9 protein-coding genes are annotated in these 14,942 nt (G+C 68.4%); 1 reads left to right on the plus strand and 8 read right to left on the minus strand.

The genetic code is table 11. The annotated features are described in order from the left end of the window. Nucleotides 1-73: 73 nt before the first annotated feature. The 4 genes from LIV37_RS09770 to LIV37_RS09785 form a co-directional block, all read right to left on the minus strand. Complete coding sequence (locus tag LIV37_RS09770; protein WP_020866946.1) at nt 74-1,543, minus strand: phytoene desaturase family protein; 1,470 nt, start codon at nt 1,541-1,543, stop codon at nt 74-76. Between the two features lie 17 nt (nt 1,544-1,560). Next, the gene (locus tag LIV37_RS09775) at nt 1,561-3,453 is read right to left on the minus strand and encodes an SgcJ/EcaC family oxidoreductase (protein WP_020866947.1); all 1,893 of its coding nucleotides are present in this window, start codon (nt 3,451-3,453) and stop codon (nt 1,561-1,563) included. A 147-nt stretch (nt 3,454-3,600) separates the two neighbouring features. Next, nucleotides 3,601-3,828, minus strand: a complete 228-nt coding sequence (locus tag LIV37_RS09780; RefSeq protein ID WP_020866948.1) for an MbtH family protein — start codon at nt 3,826-3,828, stop codon at nt 3,601-3,603. 106 nt (nt 3,829-3,934) lie between these two features. Beyond that, a complete protein-coding gene (locus LIV37_RS09785) occupies nt 3,935-4,615 on the minus strand; it encodes a helix-turn-helix transcriptional regulator (protein ID WP_158634930.1) in 681 nt (226 codons plus the stop codon). A 99-nt stretch (nt 4,616-4,714) separates the two neighbouring features. Between LIV37_RS09785 and LIV37_RS09790 the strand changes: the two genes are divergently transcribed. After that, nucleotides 4,715-4,873, plus strand: coding sequence for a hypothetical protein (locus LIV37_RS09790; protein WP_158634929.1), 159 nt, complete (start codon nt 4,715-4,717; stop codon nt 4,871-4,873). 187 nt (nt 4,874-5,060) lie between these two features. On the opposite strand, the gene LIV37_RS09795 is transcribed toward LIV37_RS09790, so the two are convergent. From LIV37_RS09795 to LIV37_RS09810, 4 genes are all read right to left on the minus strand, one after another. After that, the gene (locus LIV37_RS09795) at nt 5,061-5,903 is read right to left on the minus strand and encodes an SAM-dependent methyltransferase (RefSeq protein WP_020866950.1); all 843 of its coding nucleotides are present in this window, start codon (nt 5,901-5,903) and stop codon (nt 5,061-5,063) included. 102 nt (nt 5,904-6,005) lie between these two features. Further along, nucleotides 6,006-7,661: an FAD-binding dehydrogenase gene (locus tag LIV37_RS09800; protein WP_020866951.1), complete on the minus strand. Its 1,656-nt coding sequence runs from the start codon at nt 7,659-7,661 to the stop codon at nt 6,006-6,008. Between the two features lie 89 nt (nt 7,662-7,750). After that, nucleotides 7,751-8,776, minus strand: a complete 1,026-nt coding sequence (locus LIV37_RS09805) for a MupA/Atu3671 family FMN-dependent luciferase-like monooxygenase (protein WP_020866952.1) — start codon at nt 8,774-8,776, stop codon at nt 7,751-7,753. Between the two features lie 378 nt (nt 8,777-9,154). Further along, the gene (locus tag LIV37_RS09810; protein ID WP_121825647.1) at nt 9,155-14,938 is read right to left on the minus strand and encodes a type I polyketide synthase; all 5,784 of its coding nucleotides are present in this window, start codon (nt 14,936-14,938) and stop codon (nt 9,155-9,157) included. Between the last annotated feature and the right edge of the window lie 4 nt (nt 14,939-14,942).

A 14,942-nucleotide genomic window follows, 5' to 3' on the forward strand; every position in this document is an offset into this window, starting at 1 on the left:
AGCTGGGCGCATCGTGCTCGCCGAGGAAGCTCGGCCTGTTCCAGCCGGGGCACCGCTTCCAGCCGAGGCACCGTCAGGGCTCCGTGGAGGGCGTCTGATCCCCACGGGTCGGGCGCCCCAGCGCGCGCAGCGCTGAGCGGGCGGCGTTGTGGCCGCTCATGCCGTGGGCACCGGCGCCCGGTGGGGTGGCCGCGGAGCAGAGGAAGACCCCCGGCACGCCCGTACGGTACGGATCGGGGACCATCCGGGGACGCGTCACCAGCTGGAGCGGGGTGTTTGCACCGGAGATGATGTCTCCCCCGACGTAATTGGCGTTGTACCGCTCCAGTTCCGCGGTCGACATGGCCGTCATGGAGACGATCCGCTCCCGTGTTCCGGGTGCGAAGCGCTCGAACTGCCGCAGCATGGCCGACGTGGCGTCTCCCTCGTAACCGTGCGGCACATGCGCGTAGGCGGAGACGGGGTGGACGCCACCGGACGAGCGGCCGGGGTCGGCAAGGTACTGCTGCGAAACCAGTATGAAGGGCCGCTCGGGCATCCGGCCCCGGTGCACCTCACGCTCAACATGGGCGATCTCCTCGAAACTCCCGCCCAGATGCACGGTGCCCGCCCGGCGGCAGTGCCCGGCGCGCCACGGGATCCCGCCCTCGACGGCGAGGTCCAGCTTGAACGCCCCGGGGCCATGGCGGAAACGTGCGTAGGCCCGCCGGACCCGCGCCGGCAACCGGTCGCCGATCACCTCCGCCGCGGCGGCCGGGACCAGGTCGAGCATGACGGCGGCGGCCGGGGGCAGTTCGTCGAGGGAGCGGACCCGCACACCGGTCTCGATGCGCCCGCCCGCCTCGGTGAGCAGCGCGGCCAGTGCGTCGGTGATCGCGCGTGAGCCACCCTTGGCCGCCGGCCACCCGAACCGGTGCCCCATCGCGATGATCATGAGCCCGATGGCGGCCCCGACCGGCTGGGTCAACGGGCCGAACAGGTGTGCCGCCACCCCGCCGAAGACACCGCGCGCCTCCTCGGTGCGGAACCGCTTGGCCACCAGCGTCGCGGGCTGCAGGGCGTGGCGGCCGAAGCGGGCGAGCCGGAGCGGATGGCGGGGCACCCGCGCCAGGGGGCGCATGACCGCGTCGGCGAGCACCTCCGCGTCCGCCGCCAGCGGCCCGAACAGCCGCCGCCAGGCGTGGCCGTCCGCGCCGAGCCCGTCCGCCGTCCTCCCGACCGACCGGTACAGCGCGCCCGCGCCACCGGAATCCAGCGGATGCGCGAGGTCCACCTCGGGCCACAGCCACTCCAGCCCGTACGGACTCAGGTCCAGCGAGCGCAGGAACGGTGAGCCGGCGCCCACCACATGCGCCGAGGAGCAGTGGTCGAACACCACACCGGGCACGCCGAGTTCACCGCTACGGGTGCCGCCGCCGATGGTGTCCGCCGCTTCGAGCACGGTGACCCGGAAGCCGCTGAGGGCCAGGGTGACGGCGGCGGCCAGCCCATTCGGGCCGGCCCCCACCACGATGGCTTCGCCACTTCCCGTACGGGACCTCATGGGCCCAGTCTGGCAGCTCACACGGGCATGTCCTCCTTGGCGGGGCTGTTGTGGTACGCGGCGACGCGCCACTCACCGTCCTGTTTGACCAGCGCCCAGGTGGAGCGGATCGCGTTCTCCGCGGTCACCTCCGTCTCCCCGGCCGTCAGCACGGCCCCGCGGACGACCGCCACCGCCGCGCTGTCGCCCAGGAGCCGCACCTCCAGGACGTCACCTACGATCCGACTGCCCTTGTACGGGCCCTGGAACGCCTCCCCCATACGGGTTGCGATCTCTTCCCGGCCCTTGCGCAGATACCCGAAAGCGATCATGGTCGCGTCCGGGGTGAACACATCCCCCAGCGCCCGCGCGTCCAGCTCCGACCAGGCCGCGCCCAGCCGCTCCAGCGCGGCGACCACGGCCTTCTTCTCGGTCTCGCTCTCCACCATCGGGGTCCTTCCGTCGTACGTCTCGTCCGTGTACGTCTTCTTCGTGTGCGGATCGTCCGGGTGCGTCGCGTCCGGGTGCGTCGCGTCCGTCGCGGGTGCGGGGAGTCCCGTGTGCTCGGGGGGAAGGTCGTACTGCGCGGGATGGCGGGGGCCTCGCAGCAGCGCCCTGAGGGTGCGGGCGTTGAACACCTCCCGGGGCGGGGTGGTGAGGGTGAGCGCCTTGAACAGTGCCTGGGAGGCGACCGGATCACAGGCGGCGGTGATGCGCAGCCGGTCCGAGCAGCGCTTCAGCACCTTCCGCCGCACGGACGGCGCGGGCCCCTTCGCCCCCGGATAGCGCAGGTCCTCGTTGGAGGCCATCGCCCACGCGATGTCCGTGGCGCGGATGACCGCTTCCTGGGTCCGGCCGTAGCCCTCCTCGTCGAGCGGGCCCCGTACGAGCTCTTCGCGCAGGGTGACCGCGCTCAGCGCCGCCGCGGTCACACCCTGGCCGTACAGCGGGTTGAAGGTGGTGGCCGCGTCGCCGAACACCAGGAAGCCGGTGGGGCGGGTCCGCAACCTGTCGTAGTGGCGGCGGTGGTTGGCGGTGTTCTGGAAACCCGAGATCCGGCTCATGGGCGTGCCCTGGGAGATGAGTTCGCTCATGAGCGGGTGGCGCAGGGCCTGGGCGTAGCGGAGGAAGCCTTCCTCATCCAGGGGCGGGTGGGCGCCCCTGGTGCCCGCCAGGGTCACCATCCACGTCCCGTCCTCGACGAGCATCATGCCCCCGATCCGGGCCGGGCCACCGCTTCGCGGGTCGCCCTGCAGGGCGATCAGGGGGAACCTGCGCCCGGTGGCCTCGTCGGGAGGACGGATGACACGGCTCGCATAGGCCAGCCCCGCGTCGACCACCGTGGCGGGCACTTCGGGCAGGCCCAGTTCGGTGAGCCACTGCGGCGCCTTGGAGCCGCGGCCGGTGGCGTCGATGACCAGGTCCGCGTCGACGCTCTCGCGCTCCCCGGTGCCGCGGTGGCGGATATGGGCCCCGGACACCCGCCGCGCGTCGCCGATCAGTCCGGTGGCCTCGGCGCCTTCCAGGATCCGCACATGCGGATGGGACAGCAGGGCACGGCGCACGATGTGCTCGGCCAGAGGTCTGCTGGCTCCGACCGTGAAGTGTTCGCCCGGATACTGGCGCATCCAGCCGTGCGGGCCGTAGAACAGCGCCTGCGTCGGCATGACCACCCGGTGGGCACCGGCCGCGAAAAGGCTCTCCATGGTGCCCGGGAGGAGGGTGTCGATGGCCTGGACACCGCTGGACTGCAGACCGTGGAGGTGACGGCCCTGAGGCACGCCCTTGCGCACCTCGGGCCCGTCGGGCAGCCGGTCCCGTTCCACGACGGTGATGGTGTCCACGTACTCGACGAGGGCGGCCGCGGCGAGCAGTCCGGCCACGCCGCCACCGAGTACGAGTGCGCTGCCGAGCCTGCGCGAACCTTTCACACCATCACTTCCTTTTTCATGGTTGGTACCGGGCTGCTGCTCTTTCTCCGCGCCACTCGTGTTCTCCGGGCCGCCGGTGTCCTCCGGGCCATCCGCGTTCTCCGGGCCACCCGTGTTCTCCGGGCCGCTCGTCGGGGCCCGGTGGGGTCAACCCCGGCTCTGCTCAGCCCGGTTCATCGCCTCGATCAGGCTCTTGGGCCGCATATCGGTCCAGTTCGTCTCGATGTAGTCCAGGCAGGTCTTGCGATCCGTCTCCTGGACCACCACCTCCCAGCCGGCCGGGACCTCCGCGAAGGCCGGCCACAGCGAGTGCTGGCCCTCGTCATTGACCAGAACCAGGAAGGTGCCGTCTGGGTTGTCGAACGGATTGGTCATCGTCTGACTCCTCGGGACAGGGCGGACTTCACGAGCCGCTCGATTACTTGTCTTCGGACCGGACCGATGGAATGTGCGCCGGCGGGCGCCCCGCCGCCGCCACCCCTCACAGCCAGCCGCAGCGGACCGCCTGCACACCCGCCTCGAAGCGGCTGTGGGCACCCAGGCGCGCCATGAGATCGGCCACCGCACGGCGTACGGTGCGAAGCGAGATGCCCAGCTTGCGGCACATCGACTCGTCGGTGAATCCACTGGCGAGGAGGCGCAGGAGATCGCGCTCCCGGGGCGAGAGCCCCTCCCGGTCCCGCTGCGCGGGCTCGTCCCAAGGAGTGGCCGTGACCCAGAAGTGTTCGAAGATCGTCCGCAGTGCCGCCACCGCCTCGTGCCCGTTGAGCTCGAGCGCGCCGCGGGTGGTGTCCTCGGGATCCAGTGGCACCAGGGCGATGTGTTCGTCCACCAGCGCCATGGGGGTCGGGAGGACGGGGACGGTACGGATCCGCCCGCCGAGCGAGGCGAGCCACCGGGCGGCGCCCAGCTCCGTGGAATCGCCGCGGAAGCTGTCCTGATGAACGGCCCGGATGGAAATTCCGCGCTCCGCCACCACCCGCTCCCATTGGTTTCCCTGCTCCACGGAATTCGGAAGCTGGACATAGGAAGAGGAGAAGATGCGGCACTCCTTGGCGGCTCGTCCGCACAACTCGCGCAGCCGCGTATGCACCGCATCGGCCCCGTCGAACCGCCGGACGGCGCCGACGTATTCCTCACCGGCCTCGTAATTCCGGGTCACCGAGGAGACCATGGATCGGGCCTTCGCTATCTGCCACCGGCGCGCCGCGAGGTCGTCCCCGGATCCCAGCTCCTCGTGGAGACCTTCGCGGAGACTTTCGTGGAGACCCTCGCGGAGCTTCTCGCTGACACCGGAGTTCTCGCAGGTCAGGGCGGATCGCCCGGCCACCAGCGGATGTTCGGCCAGCTCCGCGTGGACCGCGCGGACTTCGGCTTCGGAAAGGTCCAGTCGGCGCGCGATCTCACCGACATCGAGTGAAGGCTGAACAAGCGAAAGCCGATACACGGCAACCGCACGCCATTCAAGTCCCCGTTCCTTGAGCATCCAACCCCCAGAAGATCACCAAGTCAATTCGATTATCACGTCGGACTCCTGGCGCCGCAACGAATGACAACCGGGATGAGCGGGCGATACCGGCCGCGGACCGCGAGTGGACCGGTCGGCTCTACGGACGTTCTCCGGTGATCAGCACATAACCGGGAAGCCCTCCGCCGGGCCGCGCTGCCACGCCCTCCTCGGGCCCGATCAGCTGATTGACGAGCCCCTCGCCGACCGCCCGGACCAGTGCCTCACGATACGGCGCGAGCAGAGCCTTGAGCTTGGTCTGAATCGGCAACGGCACGATCGTGTGATCCGACACATCGTCGATCTCCAGCAGCCGGAGACCCGCCCGGTCGAACAGCTTCTGGTAGTCGTCGAGGTCGACCGCCGTGACGATCTCGCTCCCCTCGAGCGGCCAGTCATGCCCGGGGCGGTGGAACATATCGGCGACGGCCAGCCGGGACCCCGGCTTGAGCACCCGCGCCACCTCTTTCAGCGCGCGCTCCTTCTCCGGCATGTGGATGAGCGACTCGAAGAGCCACGCCGCGTCGAACGAGGCGTCGGCGTACGGCAGTTGCATGGCGTTGGCGTACTCGAAGCGCACCCGGTCCGCCAGTCCGGCCTCGCTCGCACGCGCGGCGGCCTGCTCCACCTGGCGGCGGCTGACCGAGATGCCGTGCACGTCGACGTCACAGGCGCGGGCCAGGCTCATCGCGGGCTGGCCCACTCCGCAGCCCACATCGAGGATCCGCTGTCCGGGCCGGGGCGCCAACCGCTTGAGCATCTGCCGTGTCAGCTGCTCAGTGGCGGTGGCCAGGTCGGCCTCGTCGTGCTCGTCGTTCCAGTACCCGAGGTGCAGATTGCTTCCCACGGGCAGGTCGCTGTCGCTCAGCACGGCGTGCAGCGCGCTGAACTCGTCGTAGCGATCCCCTACTTGAGCGATGTTGCTCTGTGCCGCCGTTGACATCCGAACTGCCTCTCCGATGCGTCAAGTGGTGCGCTGGTCACGCCGTTTGCCCGGCGCCTGGTGTTGCCCTGTGCGCCGCTTTCCTGGCGCCCGCTCTTGCGTTCAGCCCACGGCCCGCGCCGCGGCACGGCCCGCCACACGGCCGGACAGCAGACATCCGCCGAGGAACGTCCCTTCCAGCGAGCGGTAGCCGTGCACTCCGCCACCGCCGAATCCGGCCACCTCACCCGCCGCGTAGACACCCGGAACGGGCTCGCCGGTGTCGGCCAGCACCCGGCTGGACAGGTCGGTCTCCAGACCACCGAGCGACTTGCGGGTGATGATGTTCAGCCGTACCGCGATGAGCGGACCGGCCTTGGGATCCAGCAACCTGTGCAGCGGGGCCACCTTCCCCAGCTTGTCGCCGAGGTAGTTTCCCGCTGCCCGGATCGCGTTGATCTGAAGGTCCTTGGAGAACTTGTTGACCGTCTCGCGATCACGGGCGACGATCTCGCGCCGGAGCTCGGCCTCGTCGATCAGCGGCTCGTCGGTCAGCGCGTTCATCCCGCGCACCAGCGAGGCCAGATCCCGCTCCACCACGAAGTCCACACCGTGCTGCCGGAACGCCTCCACGGGGCCGGGTGGGCCGGGGCGGAGCCTGCCGAGCACACCCCGGATGCTCTTCCCGGTGAGGTCGGGGTTCTGCTCCGATCCCGAGAGGGCGAACTCCTTCTCGATGATCTTCTGGGTCAGTACGAACCACGAGTAGTCGTAGCCCGTGCTCATGATGTGCTTGAGCGTGCCCAAGGTGTCGTACCCGGGGAAGAGCGGCACCGGCAGCCGCTTCCCCGTGGCATCCAGCCAGAGGGACGAGGGGCCCGGCAGAATGCGGATACCGTGGCGGGGCCAGATGGGATCCCAGTTCTGGACCCCCTCGTTGTAGTGCCACATCCGGTCGCCGTTGATGACCCGTCCCCCGGCCTTCTCCGTCACCTCGAGCATGTGCCCGTCGACATAGGCGGGAACGCCGGCGATCATCCGCCGAGGGGGGTTGCCCAGCCGCTCCGGCCAGTTCCTGCGGACGAGGTCGTCGTTGCCGCCGATACCACCTGAGGTGACGATCACCGCCTGGGCACGCAGTTCGAAGGCGCCCACCACCTCACGTGAGCTGGCCGCCCCCCGCTGCACCTCGTCCGGCGCCAGCAGATCACCGGACACCGTGTCCACGGACCCGGCGGTGCGCGACAGCCCGGTGACCCGGTGGCGGTACCGCAACTCGACCAGGCCCCGGGCCCGGGCGGCCAGGACCCTGCGGACGAAGGGCTCCAGCAGACCGGGCCCGGTGCCCCAGGTGATGTGGAACCGGGGCACCGAATTGCCGTGCCCGGACGCCGCGTAGCCGCCTCGTTCGGTCCAGCTGACGAGCGGGAAGAAACGCACACCCTGCTCCCTGAGCCAGGACCGCTGCTCCCCGGCGGCGAAGTCCACGTACGCCTCCGCCCAGCGACGTGGCCAGTGGTCCTCCGACCGGTCGAATTCGGCGCTCCCGAGCCAGTCCTGCAGCGCCAGCTCACGGCTGTCCCGGATACCCATGCGGCGCTGCTCCGGTGAGTCCACGAGGAAGAGGCCGCCGAAGGACCAGAACGCCTGACCGCCCAGCGAGTTCTCGCCCTCCTGGTCGAGCACGATGACCTTGCGGCCCGCGTCGGCCAGTTCGGCCGCGGCGACCAGACCGGCCAGCCCCGCACCGACCACGATGACGTCGGCGTCGTATGACATATCTTCCTTCACCTCGGATCGGCGTCGCCGCAGGGCGGCGGTGGGGTGGACGGGCAGCGGCACGGAGGGTGGTGGCGTTTCCGGTCGACTCACGTCCCCGCCTGGACACGGCTCCTGACCTGGTCGAGATAGGGCAGGGCCGCGCGAATCTCATCGCCGGTCACGCCGAAGTCCACGAGGCAGGCGACTTCGTTCACACCGGCCTGGGCCAGCTTTTCCACGGAACGGACACACTTGTCGACGGAGCCGAACAGCGATGCGGTGCGGAAGTAGCGTTCAAAGGCGAAGTTGACCACCTGCTCCTGGTCCACGCCCTTCAGATCGCTCCACTGATTGCGCCAGAGGTCGAAGGAGGACTTGAGATACGCCTTGAAGGGCTCCTTCACGATGTCACGCACCTGCTTGTCGCTCTCGCCGGCGAAGGTGTGCATCATCAGGGTGACCGTGCCGCCCGCCGGATCGAGACCGTTCTTGGCGCGGGCCGCCCGATACACCTCGATGTTCACCGCCACCTCCTCCACCTTCTGGAAGAGCAGAGCGGTGAGGATGTTCAGGCCGCGCGCACCGGCCTCCTCGAACGTGGCCCGGCTGCTGGAACACGTCATCCAGAGGCCGGGCTCCGGCTGCATCGGGCGAGGGTAACTGAGTACCTCGACACTGTCGCCCTCCCCATTGACCCGCTTCACCGGGTCCCCGCGCCACAGACCGCGGATCTCCTCGATCCCGTCCATCGTCAGCTTCCGGCGCTCCTGGTAACGGTCCGGCGCCAGGACGAAGTCGTTGGGCGCCCAGCCCGTGCCGAAGGCCAGATCGACGCGGCCGCGGGAGAGGTTGTCCACCAACGACCAGTTCTCCACGACCTCCAGCGGATCGTGGAGGGGAACGACCACACTTCCCGCGCGCAGCCGTATGTTGCGCGTCACGGTGGCGAGGGCCGCTGCCGTCAACGCCGGATTCGGATACGCGCCGCCGAATCGATGAAAATGTCGCTCAGGCATCCAGAGCGCCCTGAAGCCGTGCTCATCGGCAAACCGCGCCGTATCCAGCAGCAGGTCGTATTCCGCGGACGCATCCGTGACCTCACGGTTCGCAAAGTACAAGACGCTGAATTCCATCGACACCACTTCCCCGTTGAATCCGTCTTATGTGACTCGGGCGTCCGCGCTGCCGACTCTAACCATGATCAGGCGACTCGGACAAGGGTTCGCCGGACACCGGATAATGCGCTGTCGGCTTGCTGTCGGCGCGCTTTCGACACGCTGTCGGCAGGCAATGGACTTCTGATTTTGGGCAGCACAAAGATAACCTTCCCATCCTGCTTCATTGATCACAGCGGATGGCCTGCGAATTCGGGCTCATGCATTCGCTGGGCTCTTGTCATTGGGGCCGGGGCCGGGGCCGAGCCGGGGCCGGGGTCGCCGGGGCCGGGGCCGGGGCCGGTGGCCACTTATGGCCACGATTGGCCACTCGTGGCCACGGAGGCCCCGTGTAGGTCAACTGAGTACGTCGACGCCTTCGCTTGGACTCATCTCGGCTCCTTCACCACGAGACGCCTGGTCATGGTCCTGATCCTGCTTTGCGAATTGATTGAGCACGTCTTCCAGTCGGCCAAGTGCCAGGGACCGGTCCTCATTGACCAGTGACGCGAGGGAAAGCGTTTCCCGGAGCTTTTCGATCTCCGCCAGTACGGCGTGGGGGCCGGCGGTGTTGGACTCCGTGGCGCTGGGAGTGCTGGGTGGGTTGGGAGATCCAGGGGAGCTTGCGGCGAGAGTATTCAATTCGTCTGCGAGATGAACCGCGAGATCGGCCGGGGTCGGATGGTCAAAGACCATCGTCGTGGACAGCCGCAGCCCCGTGGCGCCGCCGAGCTGATTTCGCAGCTCGACGGCCGTCAGGGAATCCAACCCCATCTCGAGGAATTCGCCTTCGAGGTCGATGTCTCCGGAGTCCCTGTGCCCCAGAACGGTCGCGGTCGAGATACGGACGAGGTCCAGCAGAAGCCGCTCACGCTCCTCCGGGCTCGCTCCCAGAAGCCGGTCCCGCCATTGCTTCGCACCGCTCTGCCCGGTCGCGGCCTTGCGGAGAGGCGTGCGTATCAGGTTCCGCAGCATTGCCGGGACCGGCACTTCCGGATGAGCCTGGTGGGACGTCAGGTCCATGCGCACCGGCATCACATGCGGACGTCCCACGCTTTGAGCGGTGTCGAAGAGGACGAGACCTTCTTCGGTGGTGAGTCCGGTGGTGCCGCCGCGGGCCATGCGGGCGATGTCGGTCTGGCTCAGGTTCTGGGTGATTCCGCTGGCCTGTGCCCACAGGCCCCAGGCGAGGGACACGGCGGGCAGACCGTGGGCGTGGCGGCGCTGAGCGAGGGCGTCGAGGAAGGCGTTGGCCGCCGCGTAACTCCCCTGCCCGCCAGCACCGAGAGTGGAGGCGACGGAAGAGTAGAGCACGAACGCCTCCAGGCCCATGTCCTGGGTCAGCTCATGCAGATGCCAGGCCGCGTCCACCTTCGGCGCCAGCACCCGCTGAACACGCTCATCGGTCAGCCCCTCCACGACACCGTCGTCCACCACCGCTGCGGTGTGGACCACGCCCCGCAGCGGAAGCTGCCCCGGGATGGCGGCCAGCAGCTCACGTACCTCTTCGCGGTCGGCCACATCGCAGGCGGCGACGGTGACCGACGCCCCGGCCGCTTCCAGCTCGGCCACCAGCTCGGCCGCCCCTGGCGCGTCCGGGCCCCTACGGCTGGCCAGCAGCAGATGCTCCACCCCATGGTCGGCCACCAGATGCCGGGCCATCACACCCGCCAACACACCCGACGCCCCCGTCACCAACACCGTCCCACCGGAGACCAATCGCGTAGACGTCCCGAGATCCGCTGCGGGCTTGGCCACGCGGGACAAGCGCGGGACGAGGACGGTCTCGCCCCGGACGGCCAGCTGGGACTCCTCACCAGTGGCGATGGCCCGCACCACCGCGTCGGCCGCAGCGGAGCTGATCTCCTGGACATGGTCGGGGTCGTGGTCAGGATCGTGGTCGTGGTCGTGGTCAGGGTCGTGGTCCAGGAGGAGGAACCGGCCGGGGTTCTCGGTCTGCACCGACCGCAACAAACCCCACACCGGAGCCTGCACCAGATCGGCCACATCCTCCCCCATCTCCGTAGCGACCGCACCACAGGTGACCACCACCAGACGGGACCCGAACAAGCGATCCTCACCCAGCCACCGCTGCACCGAAGACAGCACAGCGGAAAGCGACTCCCCCACCCCAGCAACCAGGTCGCTCTCACCACCGCCCGCCGGGCAGGACAGCACCACCGTCTCCGGGACCACCCCGCCCTCACCGAGCGCGCCGATCAACGCAGACACATCCGCGAAGCGGGCACACGATCCACCCGCACGGACCACCGCCTCACCCAGCCCAGCGTCCGACCCCACGACCGCCCACGAACCCCCAGCAACAGCCGGAGCCGACGTGGCCACCGGCTGCCAGTCCAGCTGGAAGAGGGAGTCATAACGACTGGTCTGGGCCGCCTGCAGCTGCTCGGCCGAAATGGGCCTCAAGGCCAGGGATTCGATGGAAATCACCGGCTGACCCGCCGCATCCGCCACTTCCAGCGCCACCGCATCCGACCCCGCCCGGGTCAACCGCACCCGCACCACCGACGCACCCGAGGCATACAACCGCACCCCCGACCACGCAAACGGAATACGCGCCGCCCCCTCATCCTCACCCTCATCCTCATCCGAAGCGATCAACGCCACCGCATGCACGGCCGCATCCAACAACGCCGGATGCACCCCAAACCCCTCCACCTCACCAACCCGCTCCCCCGGAAGACGAACCTCAGCAAACACCTCCTCACCACGCCGCCAAACCGCCTCCAACCCCCGAAAAGCCGGACCATAATCAAACCCACGCTCAGAAAAACGCTCATAGAACGCATCCAGATCAGCCACCACCGACTCCGCACCCACCGGCGGCCACTGCTCCAACCCCACCCCACCCACACCAACCGGCTCCCCCGCCACCAACGAACCCGTCGCATGGCGCACCCACACGGCATCACCGGCGAACTCTTGATCCTCCGGGCGTGAGTACACCGCGACCGGCCGGACACCCGACTCATCCGGCTCCTCCACCACTACCTGAAGCTGGACGCCACCTTCCTCCGTCAGGATCAGCGGTGCCTCCAGCGCGAGCTCATCCACCAGACCGCAACCGACCCGGTCCGCCGCACGAACCACCATCTCGACGAGAACGGTTCCGGGTACCAATACGGTCTTGAGCACCTGGTGGTCGACGAGCCACGGATGCGTGCTCAGGGACACACGGCCCGCGAACACCCGCCCTCCCTCAGCAAGGGGAATGGCCGCTCCCAGCAGTGGGTGTTCGACGGTTTCCAGGCCCAGGTCGGTAGCGTCGGCTGTGTGGTGCGGGGCCTCGAGCCAGTAGCGCTGCCGTTGAAAGGCGTAGGTGGGCAGGCCCAGATGGGCCCCCGGGGCGCTGCTGTCGCTGTCGCCGAGTACAGGGGTCCAGTCGATAGACGCGCCCGTGGTGAACTGCCTCGCCAGGCAGGTCAGCACGGCCCTGACCTCGGGCTGGTCCCGGCGCAGGGAGGCGATGACCTCCGGCTCAGCGCCGGAGCCGTCCTCACCGTCGGCATCGATGTGGTGGGCGAGGCAGTTGTGGGCCATGGCGGTCAGAACGCCGTCGGGGCCGAGTTCTACGAACCGTGTCACCTGGCCGTCTTCGGCCAGCCACTCCACACCGGGGCCGAACAACACCGCCTGCCGGACATGACGCACCCAATACTCCGGCGAACACACCTCCTCCGCCCCAGCCGGTCGACCCGTCACATTGGAGATCACCGCCAGCCGAGGGGCAGCGAAGGACAACCCTTCCAACACCTGCCGGAAACCGTCCAGCATCGGCTCCATCAACGCCGAATGGAACCCATGCCCCACCCGCAGACCCTTCACCTTCCGACCCAGACCACGCCAATACTCAGCCACCCGGGCCACCGCAGCCTCCTCACCGGAGACCACCACCTGATCCGGCCCATTAACCGCCGCAACCTCCACCACACCACCAAGCCCAGACCCAGCCCGCAGATCCTCCAGAGCCTGGCCCATCTCCTCAGCGCCAGCCTGGACCGAGACCATCACCCCACCACCAGGCAGGCCCTGCATCAGCTGTCCGCGAGCCGCGACAAGCGTGCAGGCATCCTCCAACGACCACACCCCCGCCACATACGCCGCCACCACCTCACCAATGGAATGCCCAACCAGGAAATCCACCCGCACCCCGAAAGACTCCATCAACCGGAACAGCGCCACCTCCAACGCAAACAACCCCGCCTGCGTAAACACCGTCCGATCCAACAACCCCCCACCCTCAGGAGCACCAGCAGCAGCGGCGAACACCACCTCCTTCAACGGCCGCTCCAGCAACCCATCGAAGCGTTCACACACCTCATCAAACGCCACCGCGAACACAGGAAAGGCCTCATACAACTCCCGCCCCATCCCCGCCCGCTGACTCCCCTGACCAGAGAACAACACCGCCACACGCCCACCCGACCGCACACGCCCCGCAACCACACCACCACCAGCACCACCAACAGCAGTCTCCGCCAGCCTCTGAAGCCCAGCAGTCAGCTCCTCCACATCCGAGCCCAGAACCACAGCCCGGTGCTCGAACACCGCACGTGAACCCACCAGAGCACGCCCCACACCCACCGCATCCACGCCACCGTCAGCCTGAGCAGCGCTGACATGGTCCAGCAGTCGGCCCGCCTGGGCCGCCAACGCACCCGCACTACGCCCCGACACCACCCACGGCACCACACCACCACCAGCGGAAACCACCTCCACACTCAAGGCCCCATCCACCGGTGCTTCCTCAAGAATGACGTGAGCGTTGGTCCCCGAGACGCCGAAAGAAGACACCCCAGCCCGCCGGGCCCGCTCCCCTCGCGGCCAGGCGACAGCCTCAGTCAGCAGCTCCACAGCCCCCGCATCCCAGTCCACATGCGACGACGGCTGATCCACATGCAACGTGCGCGGCAGCACCTCCCGGTCCAAGGCCATGACCATCTTGATCACACCACCCACACCAGCAGCAGCCTGCGTATGACCGATGTTCGACTTCAACGACCCCAACCACAACGGCCGACCACCCTCACGCTCCCGCCCATACGTAGCCAGCAAGGCCTGAGCCTCGATCGGGTCACCAAGCGTCGTACCGGTCCCATGCCCCTCGACGGCGTCCACATCCGCCGCCGACAACCGGGCACTGGCGAGGGCCTGCCGGATCACCCGCTCCTGCGACGGACCATTCGGCGCCGTCAACCCATTCGACGCACCATCCTGATTGACCGCGGAACCACGCACCACCGCCAACACCCGATGCCCACGCGCCCGAGCATCCGACAACCGCTCCAACAACAACACACCCACGCCCTCGCTGAACCCGGTCCCATCCGCCGCGTCCGCGAACGCCTTGCAGCGCCCGTCGGCCGCCAGCCCACGCTGCCGGGAGAACTCCACGAACGTCCCCGGAGTCGACATCACCGCCACCCCACCGGCCAGCGCCATCGAACACTCACCATTGCGCAGCGCCGCGCTGGCCTGATGCAACGCCACCAACGACGACGAACACGCCGTATCCACCGTCACCGCCGGACCCTCAAGACCGAATACATACGCGACACGCCCGGACATCACACTGGCCGTGTTACCCGTCAGCACATAGCCATCGCTGCCCTCCGGGTGCTGCTGGAACCGTGACAGGTAATCCTGCCCTTGAGTTCCGACGAATACGCCGGTCTCGGTGCCGCGTACATCAGCGGGATTGATTCCCGCGCTCTCCATGGCCTCCCAGGACGCTTCCAACAGCAGCCGCTGTTGCGGATCCATGACCAGTGCCTCACGCGGAGAAATCCCGAAGAACTCCGCGTCGAAATCGGCCGCATCATGCAAGAAACCACCGCGCAGTCCGGCTGGAGCCGACTCCTGATCCGAGTCCTTGTCGTCGTCCAGGACTCCGGCCGACCAGTCACGATCCGCGGGGAACGCGGAGATGGCATCCACGCCGTCCGCCACGAGTCCCCACAAGTCATCCGGTGAGCTCACATCACCTGGATACCGGCACGACATGCCGACAATGGCTATCGGCTCGCGCGCCCGCTCCTCAACCTCACGCAAACGAGCGCGAGCCTCACGCAAGCCAGTCGTGGCGCGCTTGAGATGTTCAAGTACCGTGGAGTCTTCCATGGGC

It is taken from the genome of Streptomyces rapamycinicus NRRL 5491, from assembly GCF_024298965.1.
Lineage (GTDB): Bacteria > Actinomycetota > Actinomycetes > Streptomycetales > Streptomycetaceae > Streptomyces > Streptomyces rapamycinicus.